Genomic DNA, 19789 nt, shown 5'->3' with positions numbered 1-19789 from the left:
GCCATCGGGTGTGGGGCCCCCCCCGGCTGGGCGGGGGTAATCCTCCGGCGGAGCCGAGGACAATGAAAAGCGCCCCCGGCCACTTGGGTCCCGGGGCGCCTTCGTTGACTCAGTGAGTCAGATCATCGGTGAAACGAAATCACTTGATGATCTTGGTGACTCGACCCGCACCGACGGTGCGGCCACCCTCGCGGATGGCGAAGCGCAGGCCCTCGTCCATGGCGACAGGCTGGATGAGCTTGACGCTCATCTCGGTGTTGTCGCCCGGCATGACCATCTCGGTGCCCTCAGGGAGGGTAACGACGCCGGTCACGTCCGTGGTACGGAAGTAGAACTGCGGACGGTAGTTGTTGAAGAACGGGGTGTGACGCCCGCCCTCGTCCTTGGACAGGATGTACGCCTGGCCCTCGAACTCGGTGTGCGGGGTCGTGGTGCCCGGCTTCACGATGACCTGGCCACGCTCGACGTCCTCACGCTTGAGGCCGCGGAGCAGCAGACCGGCGTTGTCGCCTGCCTGAGCCGAATCGAGCAGCTTGTGGAACATCTCGATACCGGTGACCGTGGTCTTGGTCGACTTCTCGCGGATGCCGACGATCTCGACTTCCTCGTTCACCTTGACCTCGCCGCGCTCCACACGACCGGTGACCACGGTACCGCGGCCGGTGATCGTGAAGACGTCCTCGACGGGCATCAGGAACGGCTTTTCGGTCTCGCGAACCGGATCCGGAATCGACTCGTCGACAGCGTCCATCAGGTCCTCGACGGACTTGACCCACTCGGCGTCGCCCTCGAGAGCCTTGAGCGCCGACACCTTGACAACCGGAGCGTCCTCGTCGAAGTCCTGGGCGGCCAGCAGTTCGCGGACCTCCATCTCGACGAGCTCGATGATCTCTTCGTCGTCGACCATGTCGGCCTTGTTCAGGGCGACCAGGATGTAAGGCACACCGACCTGGCGGGCCAGCAGCACGTGCTCACGGGTCTGCGGCATCGGGCCGTCAGTGGCGGCGACCACGAGGATCGCGCCGTCCATCTGAGCGGCACCGGTGATCATGTTCTTGATGTAGTCGGCGTGACCCGGGGCATCGACGTGCGCGTAGTGACGCTTCTCGGTCTCGTACTCGACGTGGGAGATGTTGATCGTGATACCACGAGCCTTCTCCTCCGGAGCCTTGTCGATCTCGTCGAAGGCAGATGCCTTGTTGAGCTCCGGATACTTGTCGTGCAGGACCTTGGTGATAGCCGCGGTCAGGGTGGTCTTGCCGTGGTCGACGTGACCGATGGTGCCGATGTTCACGTGCGGCTTGGTCCGCTCGAACTTCGCCTTCGCCACTTGTTTGTCCTCCTGGACTGTGTTGCTCTACTGGGCGGATCCCAGCAGGGGTTTTCTTTTACGTTGTCCGCGTCGTACGAACACCCGTATTGCGTGCCGTACGACGCGTGCGCCGTTGGCGCGGTCAAAGCCGGAGACCGGCCGGCAAATTACTCGCCGGTGGCCTTGGCGATGATCTCCTTCGACACGTTCGCCGGAACTTCGGCGTACGAGTCGAACACCATGGAGTAGTTAGCTCGGCCCTGGGTCCGCGACCGGAGGTCGCCGATGTAGCCGAACATCTCCGACAGCGGCACCTGTGCCTTGACGACACGTGCACCACTGCGCTCCTCCATGGCCTGGATCTGGCCACGGCGGGAGTTGAGGTCGCCGATCACGTCGCCCATGTAATCCTCAGGAGTCGTGACCTCGACGGCCATGATCGGCTCCAGGATGACCGGGCTCGCCATCTTCGCAGCTTCTTTGAGGGCTTGCGAACCGGCGATCTTGAAGGCCATTTCCGACGAGTCGACGTCGTGGTACTGGCCGTCGAGCAGCGTAACCTTCAAGTTGACCAGCGGGTAGCCGGCGAGGACACCGTACTGCATGGCATCCTGCGCACCGGCATCGACCGACGGAATGTACTCGCGCGGGACGCGACCACCGGTGACGGCGTTCACGAACTCGTAGGTCGCACCATCCTCGGCGTCCACAAGGGGCTCGAGCTTGATGATGACCTTCGCGAACTGGCCCGAACCGCCGGTCTGCTTCTTGTGCGTGTACTCGTGCTTCTCGACGGCCTTGCGGATCGTCTCGCGGTAGGCCACCTGGGGCTTGCCCACGTTGGCCTCGACCTTGAACTCGCGCTTCATACGGTCGACGAGGATGTCGAGGTGGAGCTCACCCATACCGCCGATGACGGTCTGGCCGGTCTCGTCGTCGAGCTGCACGGAGAACGTCGGGTCCTCTTCGGCGAGCTTCTGGATCGCGGTACCGAGCTTTTCCTGGTCGGACTTGGTCTTCGGCTCGATTGAGACGTTGATGACCGGATCCGGGAAGCTCATCGACTCGAGGACGATGGGCGCGCTCGGGTCACACAAGGTGTCGCCGGTGGTGGTGTCCTTCAGGCCGATCATCGCGTAGATGTGGCCCGCGGTGGCGTCCTCGACCGGCATTTCCTTGTTGGCGTGCATCTGGAAAAGCTTGCCGATGCGCTCCTTCTTGCCCTTTGTCGCGTTGAGCACCTGGGTGCCCGCCGTGATGTGACCGGAGTACACACGGACGAACGTCAGCTTGCCGAAGAACGGATGCGCCGCGATCTTGAACGCGAGTGCAGAGAACGGCTCGTCTGCGCTGGGCTTACGAGAGAGGATCTCCTCTTCGTTGCCAACGGCGTGACCCTCGACGCTCGGCACGTCCAGCGGGGACGGCAGGTAGTCGATGATCGCATCGAGCATCGGCTGAACGCCCTTGTTCTTGAAGGCCGAACCGCAGATGACCGGGTAATACTCACGCGCGATCGTCAGCTTGCGGATGGCTCCCTTGATCTCCTCGACCGAGAGCTCTTCGCCACCGAAGTACTTCTCCAGCAAGGACTCGTCGCTCTCGGCGACGATCTCGAGCAGCTTCTCGCGATACTCGGCAGCCTGATCGACGAGGTCAGCAGGGATCTCCTCGATGGTCGGCTCTGCACCGATCTCGACGGTGCCGCGCCAGGTGATCGCCTTCTGCTCGATCAGGTCGACGACGCCGTCGAAGTTGTCCTCGGCGCCGATCGGAAGCTGCAGAACCAGCGGCTTCGCGCCGAGGCGCTCCTCGATGGTGCGCACGGTGAAGAAGAAGTCGGCACCGAGCTTGTCCATCTTGTTGACGAAGCAGATACGCGGGACGTCGTACTTCTCTGCCTGCCGCCAGACCTGCTCGGACTGCGGCTCAACGCCTTCCTTGCCGTCGAAAACGGCAACGGCACCGTCGAGCACGCGCAAGCTGCGCTCGACCTCGACCGTGAAGTCGACGTGGCCGGGGGTGTCGATGATGTTGATCTGGTTGCCGTTCCAGAAGCACGTCACGGCGGCGGAGGTGATGGTGATCCCCCGCTCCTTCTCCTGCTCCATCCAGTCGGTGGTCGAAGCACCGTCGTGGGTTTCACCGATCTTGTAGTTCACACCGGTGTAGAAGAGGATTCGCTCGGTCGCGGTGGTCTTGCCGGCATCGATGTGGGCCATGATGCCGATGTTGCGAACCTTTTTCAGGTCGCTGAGCACTTCCTGTGCCATTCCGTTCCCTTCGGGAAATCTTGGGACTAAAGGCTGTCTTGTTTCTAGCCGCGGCTGCGCAGCCCACCCTCGCAAGCTCGGGTGGACTGGCCGCTCTTCGCTCTGCTCCGAGCGGCCAGTGCCCGTGGGGCTTTACGTCACCAGCGGTAGTGCGCGAACGCCCGGTTGGCTTCTGCCATCTTGTGGGTGTCCTCGCGACGCTTGACCGAAGCGCCGAGGCCGTTGGAGGCGTCGAGCAGCTCGTTGGCCAGGCGCTCGACCATGGTCTTCTCACGACGCTGGCGGCTGAAGGTCACCAGCCAGCGCAGTGCGAGGGTGTTGGCGCGGTTCGGCTTGACCTCGACGGGCACCTGGTAGGTGGCACCGCCGACGCGGCGGCTCTTGACCTCGAGGGTCGGCTTGACGTTGTCGAGCGCGCGCTTGAGGGTGACGACCGGATCGGTGCCGGTCTTCTCACGAGCCTGCTCGAGGGCCTGGTAGACGATGCGCTCGGCAGTCGACTTCTTGCCGTCGAGGAGGATCTTGTTCACGAGCTGGGTGACCAGCGTCGAGCCGTAGACCGGGTCGTTGACGAGGGGGCGCTTGGGTGCGGGTCCTTTACGTGGCATCGCTTATCAGCTTCCCTTCTTGGCGCCGTAGCGGCTGCGAGCCTGCTTGCGGTCCTTGACACCCTGGGTGTCGAGCGAGCCGCGGATGATGCGGTAGCGAACACCGGGGAGGTCCTTCACACGACCGCCGCGCACAAGCACCATCGAGTGCTCCTGGAGGTTGTGGCCTTCACCCGGGATGTAAGCGGTGACCTCGACGGAGCTCGTCAGGCGCACGCGGGCAACCTTACGGAGCGCGGAGTTCGGCTTCTTCGGGGTGGTGGTGTAGACGCGGGTGCACACGCCGCGACGCTGCGGGCTTCCCTTGAGGGCCGCCGTCTTCTTCTTGGCGGTCTTGTCGTGGCGGCCCTTGCGGACCAGTTGGTTGATCGTTGGCACTTGTGAGTTTCATTCCTCTGTAGTCGTCGTGTCGTGGTTTGTGCTCCGGGCAAGCACTCAGAGCGGATGAATCCGATTCTGGTTGCTTCCACAACTCGCCCCACCGGCACTTCTGTGCTGGTCAGTACAGTTATCGCTACCCCGAGGTCGGGCGTGTCAAGCACCCGACAGCGGACTGGCTTGGCGTCGTCCGGCGCGCCTGGCTCGTGCCGAGGCCTTCTCTGAGAGAGAATGATCTCGATCCGATCGCCACCGGTGACCCGGCGAGGGCATGCGGACGTTGCCCGGGCAGCCGGGCACCGACGATCCACTCTACCGACCTGATTTCCACAGGTCAAAAAACGGATCCACAGCCCTACCTGCAGCTCTCAAGCAGCTGAACAGACGGTGGCGTGTACGGGTTTTCAACGAGAGTCGACGACATCTTGTTCCCTGCATCGTCGCTGGTAGGCCCCCGATACGCGCGGTTGCACCGACGATCAGTGCGCGAGGAGCACCTTCAGCAACACCACCACCGCGGCAAGTGCAGCCGTGCCGATGCCCGCGACGATCACCTTCACGCTGACCTCGTTTCCGCGCACACGCTCGACGACGATCGGCACGCTCGCGATACGCAGCACCACGACCGCTCCCGCGATCCCGTGCGCCCACGCCGTCGGCAACACGTCGGCCCAACCGAGCGCCAGTGCGATCGCGGGAAGAATCGCCGAAGAGATGATCGGCGTCGCATCGCGCAGCTCGTGACGCACGTGCGCCCGCGCGGCGTCGCCCGGCCGGTCGGGCCCAGAGGCCTGGATAGTCGGGGCTCGAGTGTCGGGTGCTTGAGAGCCGTCGGCGTGGGTGTCGTGACCGTGTGCCTCCGGGATGCTGCTGCCCGCGACCAGGTCGGCGAAAACGTGGGCGATGTAGGTCGTCAACCCGGTGCCGAGCACCAACCACACGGCCTCACCGTTCTCGACCGCGTGCGCCGACGCAGTGACCAGCGCAGCGAGCACCATGGTGTTGCCGTAGACATACGCCGACAGTCTCGACGCTGCACGGTCCGGCCGCAGTGGATCGCCCCGACGCCTCGTGAGAATCCCACGCCATTCGGCCCTGGGCGTCCTCCGTACCGACCGCTGCTCGCCCGCCATGCGTCGATGGTGTCACGACGTTCGGGAGTGCGGAGCACGTCACCGACGAGCATTGACGCCGGGCGGAGTGCGCGATGCGCTCCACCCGGCGTCGATGTGCCTGCGGTTCTCCCGTCTGCTTACGGGGCTGAACCTCTTACCTACGGGGTGTTGAACCAGTTCACCACAGACGGCCAGGCCTTGGGATTGGTGGTCTGGTAGCCGATGTAGGCACCGATGAATGCGCCGATCGCCGCACCTGGGAATCCGAAGACGATGAAACCGATCAGACCACCGATGAGTGTCGAGGCCGGAGTGAAGTCTTTCCACCCCTTCTGCAGTTCCTTCATCATCTGGTCGTAACGCTGTTGCTTGGTGTACCGCTTGGCGCGCGGAGTCGGCTTCTTCTGAGCCGCGTCGGTTGCTGCCGCGGCCAGCGATGCGCGGCGCGGGGCCGTCAACCCCGGGGTGAGCGTCGCGGTACTGCGATCGGCACTCAGCGCGTAGCCGACCGGGACCGTGACTCCGTCCAGTGTTCCGACGAGCGGGAAGCGATCGACGGCCTTGCCGTCGCGATTCACCAACGTCAGTTCGGTGTTCGCGGCGTTCGGAACGAATGTGCCGTCACGCAGCGTCGCGACGAGGCTCGCGCCGTCGGCAGTGAAGCCCCCTGTCAGAAAAGGAGCGGGCGTCGCGGCGGTGGCCGCCCCGTTGGTGAGCGGAGCGATCAGGACAACCGCGGTCAGAGCCGCGATCGTCAGCAGAACGCGATGCAGGTGTTTCATCGAACCCCCGAAATGTGGTGAATGGTGGATGCCCTGTGCAGCCGCCGACGGCAGGCGTCGGTATGGCTGAAAGACAGCAGAACCGTATCGGATGTATCCGACATTTCGTCGCCCGCGCGCCCGGGCGATCTCCGGCATCATCCGATCAGGCGACATCGTGCCTGTCGGCAGCCGGAATCGATCACTTCGCCTGCGGCAGGCGGGCGGTGGCACCCTTGCGAGCGGGGTTCGACGGCGGGGGCACCATCGGGCCGATGTCGCCGTCGGGAGCGGTGTCGAGGTCGACGACGACGGGCGCGTGGTCGCTGGGTTTGGTGCCCTTGCGCGCGGCGCGGTCGACCCACGCGGCCTTCGCCCGGGCGGCCACGTCGGCCCCGGCGAGGATCAGGTCGATCCGCATGCCGAGATCCTTGTGGAACATGCCGGCCCGGTAGTCCCAGTAGCTGAACACCCGCTCGTCGGGCCAGCGGTCGCGCACGACGTCGTGCAGACCGAGTCCCTCGATGTCCTCGAGCGCCGACCGCTCGGCGACCGTCACGTGCGTGTGGCCGGCGAAGGCGGCCGGGTCGTAGACGTCAGCGTTGGCGGGCGCGATGTTCATGTCGCCGCACAGCATCGTGTTCGCCGGAGCGTCGACGCCCGTCCCGGCCGCGACGACCTCGCGCAACCGCTCCAGCCACGACAGCTTGTAGTGGTAGTGATCCGAGTCGGGTTCGCGGCCGTTGGGTACGTACAGCGAGTAGATGCGCACTCCCCCGCACACCGCCGACACCGCGCGGGCCTCCGGCGCCGACGCGGGGTCGGGGAAGCCGGGCGCACCGTCGAAGTTGGCGACGACGTCGTCGAGTCCGACCTTCGACAGGATCGCGACCCCGTTCCACTGCCCCTGGCCCACATGCGCGAATTCGTAACCGCGCTCGGTGAATTCGGGGCCGAGGACGGTGTCGAACACGTCGTCGGAAAGCTTGGTCTCCTGCAGGCAGACCACGTCGGGTGAGCGTTCGTCGAGCCACGGCAGCAATCGTGGGATGCGTTGTTTGACTGAGTTCACGTTCCAGGTCGCCACGCGCATGCACACCACGCTAGTCAGGTCGTGGTGCCCGGACTCCGCCGACCTGGACCGACCTACGCCGACACCCGCCGATACCGCAGCACCGATCGCGCGTCGTCGGGTTGGCGCTCGCCGAGATCCTCACCACGGATGAAGCGACCCCAGATGGCGCGCAGTGCCCGCCCGGCCTCCTCGACCTGCGACCACGTCGCACCCTCGAGCAACTGCGCACCCGCCCACTGTTCCTCGACACCGAAGAGCAGTGGCAGATCGACGCAGTGCGCGGCTCCGAGCGCGTTTCCCGGTGCGTGCCAATGCAACCGATAGTCGACGACGCTGCCGCCCGCCGCCGCGTGCTTGCGTGCAAAGTCGGCGGTCGGGGCGGTGTAGACCTTGCGCGTGATCAGCGAGGTGGCGATGCGTCGAATCGGCCTGCCCAACACCGGGAAGTGCGACGCCGTCTCGGCGATCGGGACGCCAGGGACGAAGAACTCGATCTCGTCGCGGGTGCAACCGACCAGCAGGTCGATGTCGGGAGCCGACGCCGCCCACGCATCCTCGACGTCGGACTCCGCGGGTAGCGGGTCGTGTCCGTACTGGACACCGAAGGGCATCGCGCCCGTCAGGCCGTACCGCGGGCCGTCGACGATCATCTTCTGTTGTGTCGCGAGGATCTCCGACAGCGGTGTCTGTGCGTCGAATTCGTCTGTGCGGGAGAACATGTCCCTCGCCATGCCGCTTCTGTTCCACCGGATGCCGAAGGGTGCGCTCTGCAGGATCGCGCGGTGAAAGCGTCGTGTCGCACGGGGTACGGCCATCAGGTGTGCGACCGCATCCGCTCCCGCGGACTGGCCGACGCAGGTGACCCGATCGGGATCACCGCCGAACGCCGCGATGTTCTCGTGCACCCAGTCGAGCGCTGCGATGAGGTCGAGCAGCCCCAGGTTGGCCGGGCGCTCCTGCGAGCCGTCGCCGAGGAACCCGAGTACGCCGAGCCGGAAGGTCACGGCCACGATGATCACGTTCTGCTCGGCGACAAGCGGCGTTGGATCGTGGTGGGGTTCGTCGCCCGCACCGAGCACGTACGATCCGCCGTGCACCCACACCATCACGGGCAGCGGGGCGTCGAAGTCTCGACTGGGCCGCGTGATGGTCAACCGCTGGCAGTCCTCGTCGGCGACCATGCTCGTCGCCGGACCGCCGAGCATCATCGTCACGAGCGGACTCGACACCTGCGGGCACGCAGCCGCGGGGACGCCACTGCGGTGCGGAAGCGTCCGCGGCGCGACCGGCTCCGGCGCCGCAAACCGATTGGCACGGGCGTACGGGATGGCGCGCGCGCGAACAACCGGACCGTCAACGGTGCCAACGACCCGACCACAGGGCGGGTCGAAGGTTGCAATATCGGTGGACTCGACGTCTTTGGTGGATTCGACGTCTTTGGTGGATTCGACGTCGTCAGGTGCCGGAGTTGCCATTCCCCCACCGTAGTGAACAGTTCGGCCCCGAACGGGTCAGTGTGCGCATCCAGCACCCAGCCGGGCACGCAACCTTTCCTTCGCGGCGATTCTGTGCCATGTTGTGACCATCGACACATCGTTCGCCTCATCGGAGAGTGCGCCGCAACGCGCAGTGATCGCGCAGTCGTGGCGCCGCTCCGCGCTGTCCGGGGTACAACCCGACAGCCCGCTACCCGAACTCGTCGACGACGCGTCACGCTCGGATGTCCTTCTCGACGCCGCGCGCCCGGTCCTCGACGACGCCGCCGCACGGCTCGCAGACACGGGCACCTCACTGCTGCTCGTCGATCACGAGTGCCGGATGGTCTCCCGCGTCTGCCTCGGCACCACCGTTGATCGCGCACTCGACAGAGTCGGCGCGACACCCGGCGTCGACCTCGGCGAGGAGACCGTCGGGACCACGGCTCTTGGCACGCCCGCGGAGATACGTCGAGGGTTGGCAGTCAACGGGCGCGAGCACTACCTGGAGCAGTTCAAGTCGCTCAGCTGTTTCGGCGCGCCCATCATCCATCCGGCCACCCGTCGCCTCGCAGGAATCCTGTGCATGACGGAGATCGCCGACCGCATGAACCCCCTGTCAGTGCCCCTCGTGACCGGCATCGTCGGCGACATCGCCGACCGTCTCCTCGACCGTTCGCGCGCACAGCAGCGTCGGGTTCTCGACGCATTCCAGCGCGCGGCACCCCGTCGCGACGTCGCGGTCGCAGCGATCAGCGAAGACCTACAGCTCACCAATTCGCGTGCAGCAGAACTGCTCTCGCCGACAGACATTGTCGCATTGCGTGCAATCGCCGCCGACCCTGCCCTCCGGGAGACCACCCTGCAACTGGTCCTTGCGTCCGGAGTCGGCGTCGAGGTGCTCGCCACGCCTGTCGTGGGCGCCCGCGGGGCTGCCCTGTTCGGTCTGCGGCCCAGCACATCGCCCGCACGGACGATGGCCTGCACCGACATGCCGTCGACGCGGCAGGCCACCATCGCGATCACCGGAGAGCCCGGAACCGGACGCAGCACCAAGGCCCGCTCGATGGCCGGACCCGACGCCACGACCGTCGACGTCGCCGAGCTGTTGATCACCGGCGATCAGCCGGATATCGGCGCCCTGATCGGCGATTCACGACGCCGCTCACGCGCGCTGATCGTCGACGGCGTCGACCTGCTCGACGACAGGTCGCTCACCATCCTGGCGGCCGCGTGCCGCACGGCCGACACGGCAGCGCCGCTCGTCCTGGTCGCCGGACCGCCGGATCAGGCGCGAACCACCGTCGCAGCACTGACGGCCAGGTGCGCCGCGCGTCTCGACGTCCCCGCGCTGCGCAACCGCACCTCCGACCTCGCCGACATCATCGACGAGATGCTCGTCGACATCACTCCGGGCCCAGCATCTGGTTCACGCCCAGTACGTTCGGTCAGCGCGCCGACGCTCGAGGCCCTCGTCTGCCAGGAGTGGCCCGGGAATCTCGTCGAATTGTTCTCGGTGCTGCGACGCGCTGTGCGCTCGTGCGAGGCCCGTGGCGCGCGTGCGATCGAACCGGCCGATCTGCCTGCCGACCATCGCACGACGAGCCGGGCCGCCCACCTCTCCGGACGCGAACAGGCCGAGCGCGCAGCCATTCTCGAGGCACTCGACCGACACACCGGCAACAAGGTGCATGCCGCCCGTGACCTGGGCATCAGCCGCACCACCCTGTACGCGCGCATTCGCGCACTGGGGATCTGACGACCCCCTCTCGCGCTACGATGAACTCGAACTTATCGAGCGATAGTTAGGGTCCTCATGCCAGCGTCAACCGCGGGAGCGGATGCTGAGACGACGCCGTCCGGGTGGCGCCGCGTCGACCCTCCGAAGTTGTCGCCCATTCTCCAGGCAGCTCTCGAGGCGTTCTACGACAACGGATTTCACGGCACCTCCGTGCGGCAGATCGCCGCGAAGGTCGGTGTCACGGTCCCAGCCCTCTACTACCATCACAAGAGCAAAGAGGGCATCCTGCTGGCGCTTCTCGAGTACTCGACCGGCGACGTGCTCGCGCGCGCCCACGCCGCACGGGCTGCCGCAGCGGGAGACCCGGTCGCGGAGTTGGCGAACGTCATCGAATCAATCGTCTTGGTGATGACAAGTCGAGTTCGGTTGGCGGCAGTCGAAGGAGAGATCCGGTATGCGGGCACCGAGAACCGGTTGCGGTATCGAGTGTTTCGTAAAGGGATCGAAGACTTGGTCCTCGACATCGTGCAGACAGGGACGACCATAGGCGTCATGCACGTAAGCGATGTCGCCGAAACCACCAGAGCGGTCCTTGCCATGTGTCAGTCGATCCCGCGGTGGTTTCACGACGACGGGCCGCTGACTCCTCAGATGGTGGCAGACAAGTACGTCGACATCGCGCTCCACACGGTGGGCAGCCTGCCGCGGGCCGAATCCGATTAGACCGATCAGCTCATCGATCTGCCGCCACTGGATGCGGGTTGAGCGCGGAACCGTGCTGAATCGGACACGTGCGCGGAAAGGTCCCCAGCTGATCGATCTGGTAGCCGTCCGGGTAGCTCCGAATATTCGGGAGCTCGCGTGCAAACTTCGGGGTGTTTCGCGCAGGCATCCGGCGCACAACCCGACCACGCAGCCGCAGCGCGGTACGTGACACCAGGCGCACAAGGCGATGCGGGTGGCGGTAGCCGAAAGCGTCCAGCAATGGATCGTCCATGAGCGACCACGCGAACTGCCTGATCAGGAAGCGCGGGGCGTAGCTGTTCGGCGGAAACGTGCACAACAGCTCCAGCGTGGAGTCGGCGACGGCACGTGCCCCACTGTCGAAGGCGAAGTTCAGGCGTTCATAGGTGTCCATGAATCGATCGAACGCATCGTACGTCACGGGAATCTCCTTGATACCCATGTATTTTCCGAGCGCGCGATAGTAGTTGGTCCATCCCTCGACCTCTGTTGCAGTCAGGGCACGCCAGCCGTACTGACCGATCCAGCGCATCGGTGTGACAACGAAAGTGGCCAGTACATAACGCATGTCGTCGTTCGAAATCGAGTACGAACCGTGCATCTGGTTCATCCGACGAATCGCGGACCGACCCTCCGCCGAGCCGAAGCCGTGCTCCAGGATTGCGTCGAGGATCAACCCCGTGTCGTCGTAGCGCTTCTGCACACGTTCGGTGAACTCTCCGGTGCGAAAGAGAAGACGGCCGATCGACGGCACCCCGTACGTGCGGAACAGGGCAAAGCTCAGCGCCTGGTTGATGTCCCACGGAAACTCCTGGGTGGTGAGAATCCTGGCGATCTCTTCATGGTCGGCAACCGGATCCAGCTGATCGGTTCGGGTGCGCAGAGCAAAGCGCTTCATCGCTGCCTCTCCATTGATCGACGAACTTACTTTTATCGAGGAACTTACTTTGATCGACGAACTCACTTGGAACTGTGACTGACACCACTAGCTTAGCGATCGCTAACTATCGCGTCTAGGCCACACCGCGCCGGACTCCCCTTCGCGAATCACCTCGCAGTCACTGTCGCGACGTGTGTACATCGCAGTGTTCAGATTCTGGACACTTCGTCCCGTCCGAGCAGTGGCAGAACTATAGACAGATCCGCATCTATGACGCAGATCACGATCTGCACGCTCGAGCAGGAGGACACATGACCGCTGTCGCACCCGAACTGGCAACCAAGGTTCGGGATTTCATCTCGACCGATCGACCGATGCTGATCGGTGGTGAGTGGGTCACCGCCGCGTCCGGTGAGACCTTCGAGACCATCGATCCTGCCAACGGACGCACGCTGACATCGGTCGTCCGCGGCGACGCCACCGACATCGACCGCGCTGTCCGCGCCGCGCGCAAGGCATTCGACGACGGCCCGTGGTCGCGCATGAAGCCCAACGAGCGTGAGCGTCTGCTCTGGCGCGTCGGCGACATCCTCAACGAGCGCGCCGAAGACTTCGGCCAGCTCGAAGCTCTCGACAACGGCAAGGCCGCCACCATCGCGACCGCCGTCGACACCGCGTGGTCGGCTGACATCTTCCGCTACAACGCCGGTCTGGCCACCAAGATCACCGGCAGCACCGTCGACGTCTCGATGCCGTTCGTCCCGGGTGGCGAGTTCCACGCCTACACGCTGCGCGAGCCCGTCGGCGTCTGCGGGTTGATCGTCCCGTGGAACTTCCCGCTCCTGATGGCCTCATTCAAGCTGGCCCCGGCACTCGCGGCGGGCAACACCGTGATCCTCAAGCCGGCCGAGCAGACCCCGCTGACAGCTCTGCTGCTCGGCGAAGTGTTCACCGAAGCGGGCTTCCCGCCCGGCGTCGTCAACATCGTCACCGGCTTCGGCGACGCAGGCGCCGCACTCGCCGCACACGACGACGTCGACAAGATCGCTTTCACCGGCTCCACCGAGGTGGGCAAGAAGATCGTCGAGGCGTCGAAGGGCAACCTCAAGAAGGTCTCGCTCGAGCTCGGCGGCAAGAGCCCCAACATCGTCTTCGCCGACGCCGACTTCGAGCAGGCGGTCGCGGGTTCGGTTGCGGCATGGATGTTCAACCACGGCCAGTGCTGCGTCGCCGGAACACGGCTGTTCGTCGAACGACCCATCTTCGACGACTTCACCGCGGCTGTCGCAGAAGCGGCGTCGAAGGCCAAGATCGGGCCCGGCCTCGATCCGACAACCGAACTCGGACCGCTTGTCAGCCAGGAGCAATTCGACCGCGTCTCGGGCTACCTCGCGGCGGGCCTCGCCGACGGCGCTCGCGCACTCACCGGCGGAAAGCGTTGGGGCGACGAAGGTTTCTTCATCGAGCCGACTGTGTTCGTCGACGTCGAGCCCGATTTCTCCATCGTCCGCGAGGAGATCTTCGGCCCCGTCGTCGCGGCCATGCCATTCGACGCCGAGGCGGGAGTCGCTGCGGCAGCCAATGATTCGATCTACGGGCTGGCCGCGGGCATCTGGACGACCGACCTGTCAAAGGCGCACAAGACCGCTCGCCAGCTCAAAGCGGGTTCGGTGTGGGTCAACCAGTACAACGGCTTCGACACCGCAATGCCGTTCGGGGGCTACAAGCAGTCGGGTTGGGGTCGCGAACTCGGCTCGTCGGCCATCGATCTCTACACCCAGACCAAGGCAGTCAACGTCGCACTCTGAGCACCACCACCCACCGACAATCACTCTCTGACAGGAGAACAACACCGTGAAGACCAAAGCCGCCGTACTGATGGGCGAAGGCAAGCCGTTCGAGATCATGGAGCTCGACCTCGACGGCCCGAAGGAAGGCGAGGTGCTGATCAAGTACACCGCCGCGGGCCTGTGCCACTCCGACCTACACCTCACCGATGGTGACCTGCCACCGCGCTATCCGATGGTCGGCGGCCACGAGGGGTCGGGCATCATCGAGGAGATCGGGCCGGGCGTCACCAAGGTCAAGCCGGGCGATCACGTGGTCTGCTCGTTCGTACCGAGTTGCGGCACGTGCCGCTACTGCTCGACGGGCCGACAGTCGTTGTGCGACATGGGCGCAACGATCCTCGAGGGCATGCTGCCCGACGGCACGTTCCGCTTCCACGGTGGCGGCCAGGACTTCGGCGGCATGTGCATGCTGGGGACGTTCAGTGAGCGGGCGACGATCAGCGAGCACTCCGTGGTCAAGGTCGACGACTGGCTGCCGCTGGACAAGGCCGTCCTCGTCGGCTGCGGTGTGCCGACCGGGTGGGGTTCGGCGGTCTACGCCGGCAACGTCCGCGCGGGCGACATCGTGGTCATCTACGGCATCGGCGGCATCGGCATCAACGCGGTGCAGGGCGCTGTGCACGCCGGAGCGAAGTACGTCGTCGTCGTCGACCCGGTCGCGTTCAAACGTGACACCGCAGTGAAGTTCGGCGCCACACACGCTTTCGCGTCTGCGGCCGAAGCTCAGGAGAAGATCACCGAACTGTCCTGGGGCCAGGGCGCAGATGCCGCGATCGTCACTGTCGGCACCGTCGACGAAGACGTGGTGTCCGCGGCGATCGGGTCCATCGGCAAGGGTGGCCAGGTCGTGATCGTCGGACTCTCGAGTCCCGCGAAGTTCACGGTGCACTGGCCCGGCATCGACCTCACCCTCAACGAGAAGACCATCAAGGGCTCGTTGTTCGGTTCGGCCAATCCGCAGTACGACATCATCCGTCTGCTCCGCCTCTACGATGCCGGCCAGCTCAAGCTCGACGAGCTTGTCACCCAGACCTACACCCTCGAGCAGGTCAACGAGGGCTATCAAGATCTTCGTGACGGCAAGAACATTCGTGGCGTGATCATCCACGACGACTGATCGCCCCTCGGTGTCACGGCTCGCCCACTCCGTGACACCGTCCCTTACCCGGCCCGGCCGCGACGGACACCCAGACGCGGCCGGGCCGTTCCATGTGAGGCGCCGATTCTGCGCGCTGCCGTTGGCCTGCTGAGGTGAATGAGCCATCGGCCACGTCAGCTACTGCGAATCCCGGTCCGAGGGCGACACTGAATCTGCGTCGTATCGGGGTGATGAGTTGGTGCGTACTCGGCATCGTTGCCCTCGTAGTCGTCGCTGCGCTTAGTGATGTGGGCACTCCCGCGGCCGACGGAACCTGAGACAGCTGCCGGAAATTCGCAGCTCGACCAACTATTCTCACCGCATGCAGGCGGTCACACCCACCACGCGTGCCGCGATCCGAGCCGAAGTAACGCATATCGTGCGGCATCCCGGCGATCTCCTGTTGTCCGTGGCGTCGAGCGCAGCGATCGTGCTGTTTCTCTGGTACGTGGTTCCCCGCTCGTGGTTCTTCACCTTCACCGGTCCGGAGGGCCTCCCGTATGCGCTTGCGGGATGGATGTACACCGATGCGTTCGTCACCAATGTGCTGACCAGCGACCCCCAACGAGCTCTGGCAGCTATCGATGATCCCGCAGAACTCACCGCACTGCTACGCGCGAAGGTCGTGGCGGTCTGGTTGATCATCGGCCCGCTGTGCACCGTCATCGCGGTGGCGATCGCGATGACGCATCACACGCACTGGAGGTTCGCCGTCGAGGTCATACTCGCGGTCGCGGTGGTGCCGTTCGGCGCGCTCGCGGTGAGCGGCCTGGTCGGCCTCATGTATCCCTACCATCAACATTCCCTCCGGTGGCGATGGCGGAACAGGCGGCGGTTCCGTCAGGTGATCATCCGCTGGGGGCTGTTGATCGCCATGCCGAATCTCATCTTCCCGCTCGCGTTCGCCCTGATCGTCGTCGCTCCGGTTGCCATCTGGAAGCTCACGAACCGCCAGGGATGGGACACCGCACAGACCGACACCGAGTTCGCGCTGTGCGCACTGCTGGCTGTCCTGGTCACCGCAGCGATCTGGTACAGCGCACACCGATTCGGCGTCTGGTGGGTGAGCAGGCACCGCGATCGTCTCCGCGACTTCCTCCTCGACGCCGACCAGGGCTGACTTTGCTTGAATGGTGATATGTCCCAGGTCACATCCGCAGACGGCACACCCATCGCGTACGACACGGTTGGCACCGGCCCCGTGGTCGTCGTCGTCAACGGGGCGATGTCGAAAGCCTCCGACGCCGCGCCCCTCGCGCAGGCACTGGCCGACGCGGGCTTCACAGGCGTCGTCTTCGATCGACGCGCCCGTGGAGACAGTGGCGACACCCGGCCGTACTCGCCGGATCGCGAGGCCGAGGACCTGGCCGCCGTCATCTCCGCAACCGGCGGCGCGGCCGCTGTGCTCGGGCACTCGTCGGGGGCGATCCTCGCACTGTTCGCCGCGTCGCGGGGCGTACCGATCGACCACCTCTTCCTCTCGGAACCTCCGTTTCGCTTCGGCGAGGACAACCCCGCAACCGACCTCCCCGACAGGCTCCAACAGATGGTCGACGACGGCCAGCGCGCCGACGCCGTGACGACGTTCCAACTCGAAGGTGTCGGCCTCCCACGTGCGATCGTCGAGCAGATCCGGAGGAGTCCCATCTTCGACGACCTGCTGGCCATCGCACAGTCGGTGGTCTACGACGCGACGATCGCGCACGACTTCTCGCAACCGACCCCGCAGATGCTCACCGTCACGATGCCAGTCACGGTTCTCCTCGGCTCCGACACCTTCCCGCTCCTCGAAGCGGCCGCGCCGCGCCTGGCCGAAGCGATCACCGCGGCAGAACTCGTGCGCGTTCCCGAATCCGCGGGACACCGCCCCGACCCTGCCGCCACCGCCCGGGTCATCGCCGAGCGGAAGAACTGAGACCCAGATCGACGTGGCGCCTTACAGCGTCGAACGTGCGCCCGAGTGCGTCGACCGGGCACCTACGCCGACGCCCCCGCTACCTCGACGCTCCGACGCCGCGGCAGGATGAGCCACGCCGCGACGCTCCCGACCACCAGCAGGACCGCGCCGAGCAGGAACCCCGCCTGAAACCCCTCGCGCGGCACCGCGTACCCGCTGGCCACGGCCACCAAGACCGCCAATCCAATGGTGCCCCCGAGCTGCCGCGAACTGTTCACCACGCCCGAGGCCACGCCGACGTCGTCGGGAGACACCCCTTCGGTTGCGACCGCTCCGATCAGCACCATCGAGCCGCCGATCCCAACAGCCGTGACGGCCGACGGCAGCAGGATTCCGAGCCAGAAGTCGAAGTGTGCGGGCATCGTCGCGAACAGCCCGAGACCGATAGCGGCAATCACCCCCAAGACCACGATCGTCATTCGCGCTCCGATCCGCGCGGAAAGTCGGTGTGCCACCGCTATTCCGACGACGACGAAGAGGCAGAACGGCAGAAAGAGCACTCCCGTCACCGCACTCTCGACACCCCACACGGTTTGGATGTAGAGGGAGCAGAAGTAGAAGGCGGCAAGTTGTCCCGCGGCAATCATGAATCCGAACACGTTGGCGCCCAGCACACTTCGCTCACGCACGAGGCTCGGCGGCATCAACGGATGCGACGCCGACCGCTCGATCACCGCGAAGATCCCCAGTAGCACTGCGGCGGTGACGAATCCGCCGACTGCCTGCCACGATCCCCACCCGTGATCGCCGCCGGCGCTGACCGCATACACAAGGGCAGCCACGCCGAGGGTCACGGCGACCGCGCCGGGAACATCCAGTCGCGCAGTGCGTGCGACGTCACGACGTGGAACTCCGCGCAGCGCCGCGAATACCGCGATCGCGATGATCGGCACGTTGACGAGAAGGACCGCTCGCCACGACCACCACTGCGTGAGCACACCACTGAGCACCACGCCCAGCGCACCTCCGGCCGCACCGGCACCGCCCCACAGACCCATCGCCCGTGCCCGAACGGCCGGGTCGCCGATGGTGGCCACAAGTGCCAACGACGCCGGAGCCAACAGTGCTCCCGCAACACCCTGTACGGCCCGAGCGGCGACGAGAACTCCTGCGCTAGCGGCACATCCGCCGACGATGCTCGCCGCCGCGAAGACACCCAGCCCGACGAGAACCGATGTTCGACGCCCCCACAGATCGCCGATCCTCCCACCGAGAAGCATGAACCCGGCGAAGGTCAACAGATACGCGGTGACCACCCACTGCAAGCTCGCGTCCGTGAATCCGAGATCGGCACGCATGGCGGGCAACGCGATGTTGACAAGCGACATGTCCATTGCCACAAGGAATTGCAGCAGGAACACGGTTGCCATGAGCGCACCGTGCCCGCGCCCGACGCGACCATCAACCCGGGCCGTCCCCTGATCTGCCATCGATTCTCCTCTGCCCGTCACTCGATCTGCGTTCACGTACGCGTACGTTTACGTACTAGTACGTGACCTTAGCGGCTGAGCGTCGCCTCGCCAAGGGCACGGCGATGGGATGATGGGACGATGCCCGCAGCCCGATCCCTCCAACTCGACGAGATCGTCGACGCGGCGATCCGCATCCTCGAGCAGGACGGACCGCAGTCGCTGAGCATGCGTCGTCTCGCCGCCGACATGGGCACCAAGCCGATGACGCTCTACAACTACGTTCCGAACAAGGCAGCGCTGCTCGGCCTGGCACTCAACGACGTCGCGGCACGTATCCCGTGGGCCGAACCCACGGGCGCTCCTCGTGACCGCATGATCGCCATCGGTGTCGACATGTACGAGAAGATGCGCAGCATCGGGTGGGTCGTGCCGATCCTCCGCGACGGCATGATCGTCGGCACGCCCGCGCTTGCCCTCGCCGACGCGTTCCTCTCGGCCGCATCCGAACTCGGACTCGACGACGGCGCGGCGCTCGACACCTGGCGAGCCGTCTGGTACCTCGTTGCCTCGGAATTACAGTGGCAGGACACACTTTCCAGGCGGTCCGCCGACGAGGTGTCCTGGCACCAATCCATCGACGACAGCGACCTGACCGAGTTTCCGACGGTCAGCCGACTCCTACCCGACTGGGCCGGCCATTCCGCCGACTTCGACATCCGCGACGTCATCACCGCACAGGTCGACGGCGCACTCGCACAACGCAGCACGGCGCGTCGCACATCGACGCCCCGCGACTAGTGTCCTGAGTCATTAATTGTCATTCGGTTGATAGGCTGGGGAATGGCAACCCGGGGTCCGCGAGCAGTGGATGTTGTTCTGACTGATGATGAGCGCCGTGAGCTCGAAGGGTGGGCGCGTCGGCGAACGACGGCCTCGGGTTTGGCGATGCGCTCACGAATCGTTCTCGCTGCCGCTGATGGCGGTTCGAATACTGAAGTGGCACAACGACTCGGCCTCAACCGAGGTACCGTGCGGCGCTGGCGAGGCCGGTTCGTCGAGCACCGCTGCGA

18 protein-coding genes are annotated in these 19789 nt (G+C 65.4%); 8 read left to right on the top strand and 10 right to left on the bottom strand.

Features of this window, described 5'->3' with window-relative positions; translation table 11 throughout:
• Window positions 1-139: 139 nt before the first annotated feature.
• The 8 genes from tuf to A5777_RS16865 form a co-directional block, all read right to left on the bottom strand.
• Window positions 140-1330 (bottom strand): elongation factor Tu, encoded by a 1191-nt coding sequence (gene tuf, locus A5777_RS16900; RefSeq protein WP_005203838.1) that lies wholly within the window; start codon window positions 1328-1330, stop codon window positions 140-142.
• A gap of 149 nt (window positions 1331-1479) precedes the next feature.
• The gene (gene fusA, locus A5777_RS16895; protein WP_064863522.1) at window positions 1480-3585 is read right to left on the bottom strand and encodes an elongation factor G; all 2106 of its coding nucleotides are present in this window, start codon (window positions 3583-3585) and stop codon (window positions 1480-1482) included.
• Window positions 3586-3722: 137 nt separating this feature from the next.
• Window positions 3723-4193, bottom strand: a complete 471-nt coding sequence (rpsG, locus tag A5777_RS16890; protein WP_005170081.1) for a 30S ribosomal protein S7 — start codon at window positions 4191-4193, stop codon at window positions 3723-3725.
• A gap of 6 nt (window positions 4194-4199) precedes the next feature.
• The gene (rpsL, locus tag A5777_RS16885; RefSeq protein WP_005170078.1) at window positions 4200-4571 is read right to left on the bottom strand and encodes a 30S ribosomal protein S12; all 372 of its coding nucleotides are present in this window, start codon (window positions 4569-4571) and stop codon (window positions 4200-4202) included.
• Between the two features lie 479 nt (window positions 4572-5050).
• Window positions 5051-5704 (bottom strand): hypothetical protein, encoded by a 654-nt coding sequence (locus tag A5777_RS16880; protein WP_064863521.1) that lies wholly within the window; start codon window positions 5702-5704, stop codon window positions 5051-5053.
• 140 nt (window positions 5705-5844) lie between these two features.
• Window positions 5845-6468, bottom strand: coding sequence for a hypothetical protein (locus A5777_RS16875; protein ID WP_064863523.1), 624 nt, complete (start codon window positions 6466-6468; stop codon window positions 5845-5847).
• A gap of 181 nt (window positions 6469-6649) precedes the next feature.
• Window positions 6650-7540, bottom strand: coding sequence for an exodeoxyribonuclease III (locus tag A5777_RS16870; protein ID WP_064863520.1), 891 nt, complete (start codon window positions 7538-7540; stop codon window positions 6650-6652).
• Window positions 7541-7593: 53 nt separating this feature from the next.
• Complete coding sequence (locus A5777_RS16865; protein WP_064863519.1) at window positions 7594-8997, bottom strand: carboxylesterase family protein; 1404 nt, start codon at window positions 8995-8997, stop codon at window positions 7594-7596.
• A gap of 103 nt (window positions 8998-9100) precedes the next feature.
• On the opposite strand from A5777_RS16865, the gene A5777_RS16860 reads away from it, so the two are divergent.
• Together A5777_RS16860 and A5777_RS16855 are read left to right on the top strand one after the other, a co-directional pair.
• The gene (locus A5777_RS16860) at window positions 9101-10756 is read left to right on the top strand and encodes a sigma-54-dependent Fis family transcriptional regulator (protein ID WP_064863518.1); all 1656 of its coding nucleotides are present in this window, start codon (window positions 9101-9103) and stop codon (window positions 10754-10756) included.
• A gap of 57 nt (window positions 10757-10813) precedes the next feature.
• Window positions 10814-11461: a TetR/AcrR family transcriptional regulator gene (locus A5777_RS16855; RefSeq protein WP_064863517.1), complete on the top strand. Its 648-nt coding sequence runs from the start codon at window positions 10814-10816 to the stop codon at window positions 11459-11461.
• Between the two features lie 10 nt (window positions 11462-11471).
• Here the strand turns inward: A5777_RS16855 and A5777_RS16850 are convergent, their stop codons facing one another.
• Window positions 11472-12380, bottom strand: coding sequence for an oxygenase MpaB family protein (locus A5777_RS16850; protein ID WP_064863516.1), 909 nt, complete (start codon window positions 12378-12380; stop codon window positions 11472-11474).
• 293 nt (window positions 12381-12673) lie between these two features.
• On the opposite strand from A5777_RS16850, the gene A5777_RS16845 reads away from it, so the two are divergent.
• From A5777_RS16845 to A5777_RS16830, 4 genes are all read left to right on the top strand, one after another.
• Window positions 12674-14170 (top strand): aldehyde dehydrogenase family protein, encoded by a 1497-nt coding sequence (locus A5777_RS16845; RefSeq protein WP_064863515.1) that lies wholly within the window; start codon window positions 12674-12676, stop codon window positions 14168-14170.
• 46 nt (window positions 14171-14216) lie between these two features.
• Window positions 14217-15329 carry an NDMA-dependent alcohol dehydrogenase gene (locus A5777_RS16840; protein WP_064863514.1) on the top strand — a complete coding sequence of 371 codons (1113 nt, stop codon included), beginning with the start codon at window positions 14217-14219 and terminating at the stop codon, window positions 15327-15329.
• Window positions 15330-15672: 343 nt separating this feature from the next.
• Window positions 15673-16470 carry a hypothetical protein gene (locus A5777_RS16835; protein WP_064863513.1) on the top strand — a complete coding sequence of 266 codons (798 nt, stop codon included), beginning with the start codon at window positions 15673-15675 and terminating at the stop codon, window positions 16468-16470.
• An 18-nt stretch (window positions 16471-16488) separates the two neighbouring features.
• The gene (locus tag A5777_RS16830; protein WP_064863512.1) at window positions 16489-17265 is read left to right on the top strand and encodes an alpha/beta fold hydrolase; all 777 of its coding nucleotides are present in this window, start codon (window positions 16489-16491) and stop codon (window positions 17263-17265) included.
• Between the two features lie 62 nt (window positions 17266-17327).
• On the opposite strand, the gene A5777_RS16825 is transcribed toward A5777_RS16830, so the two are convergent.
• Entirely contained in the window at window positions 17328-18737 is a 1410-nt protein-coding gene (locus A5777_RS16825) for an MFS transporter (RefSeq protein ID WP_064863511.1), read from the bottom strand.
• Between the two features lie 120 nt (window positions 18738-18857).
• Here A5777_RS16825 and A5777_RS16820 point away from each other — a divergent pair, with 120 nt between their 5' ends.
• Both A5777_RS16820 and A5777_RS24295 read left to right on the top strand, forming a co-directional pair.
• Window positions 18858-19517: a TetR/AcrR family transcriptional regulator gene (locus A5777_RS16820; protein ID WP_064863510.1), complete on the top strand. Its 660-nt coding sequence runs from the start codon at window positions 18858-18860 to the stop codon at window positions 19515-19517.
• Window positions 19518-19559: 42 nt separating this feature from the next.
• The coding region (locus A5777_RS24295; protein ID WP_156529298.1) for a helix-turn-helix domain-containing protein at window positions 19560-19789 on the top strand (230 nt) is incomplete at its 3' end.

The organism is Gordonia sp. 852002-10350_SCH5691597, from assembly GCF_001665715.1.
Classification (GTDB): Bacteria; Actinomycetota; Actinomycetes; order Mycobacteriales; family Mycobacteriaceae; genus Gordonia; species Gordonia sputi.
The sequence above is the reverse complement of the archived record's forward strand: the minus strand, read 5'-3'. Positions and strand labels throughout refer to the sequence as shown.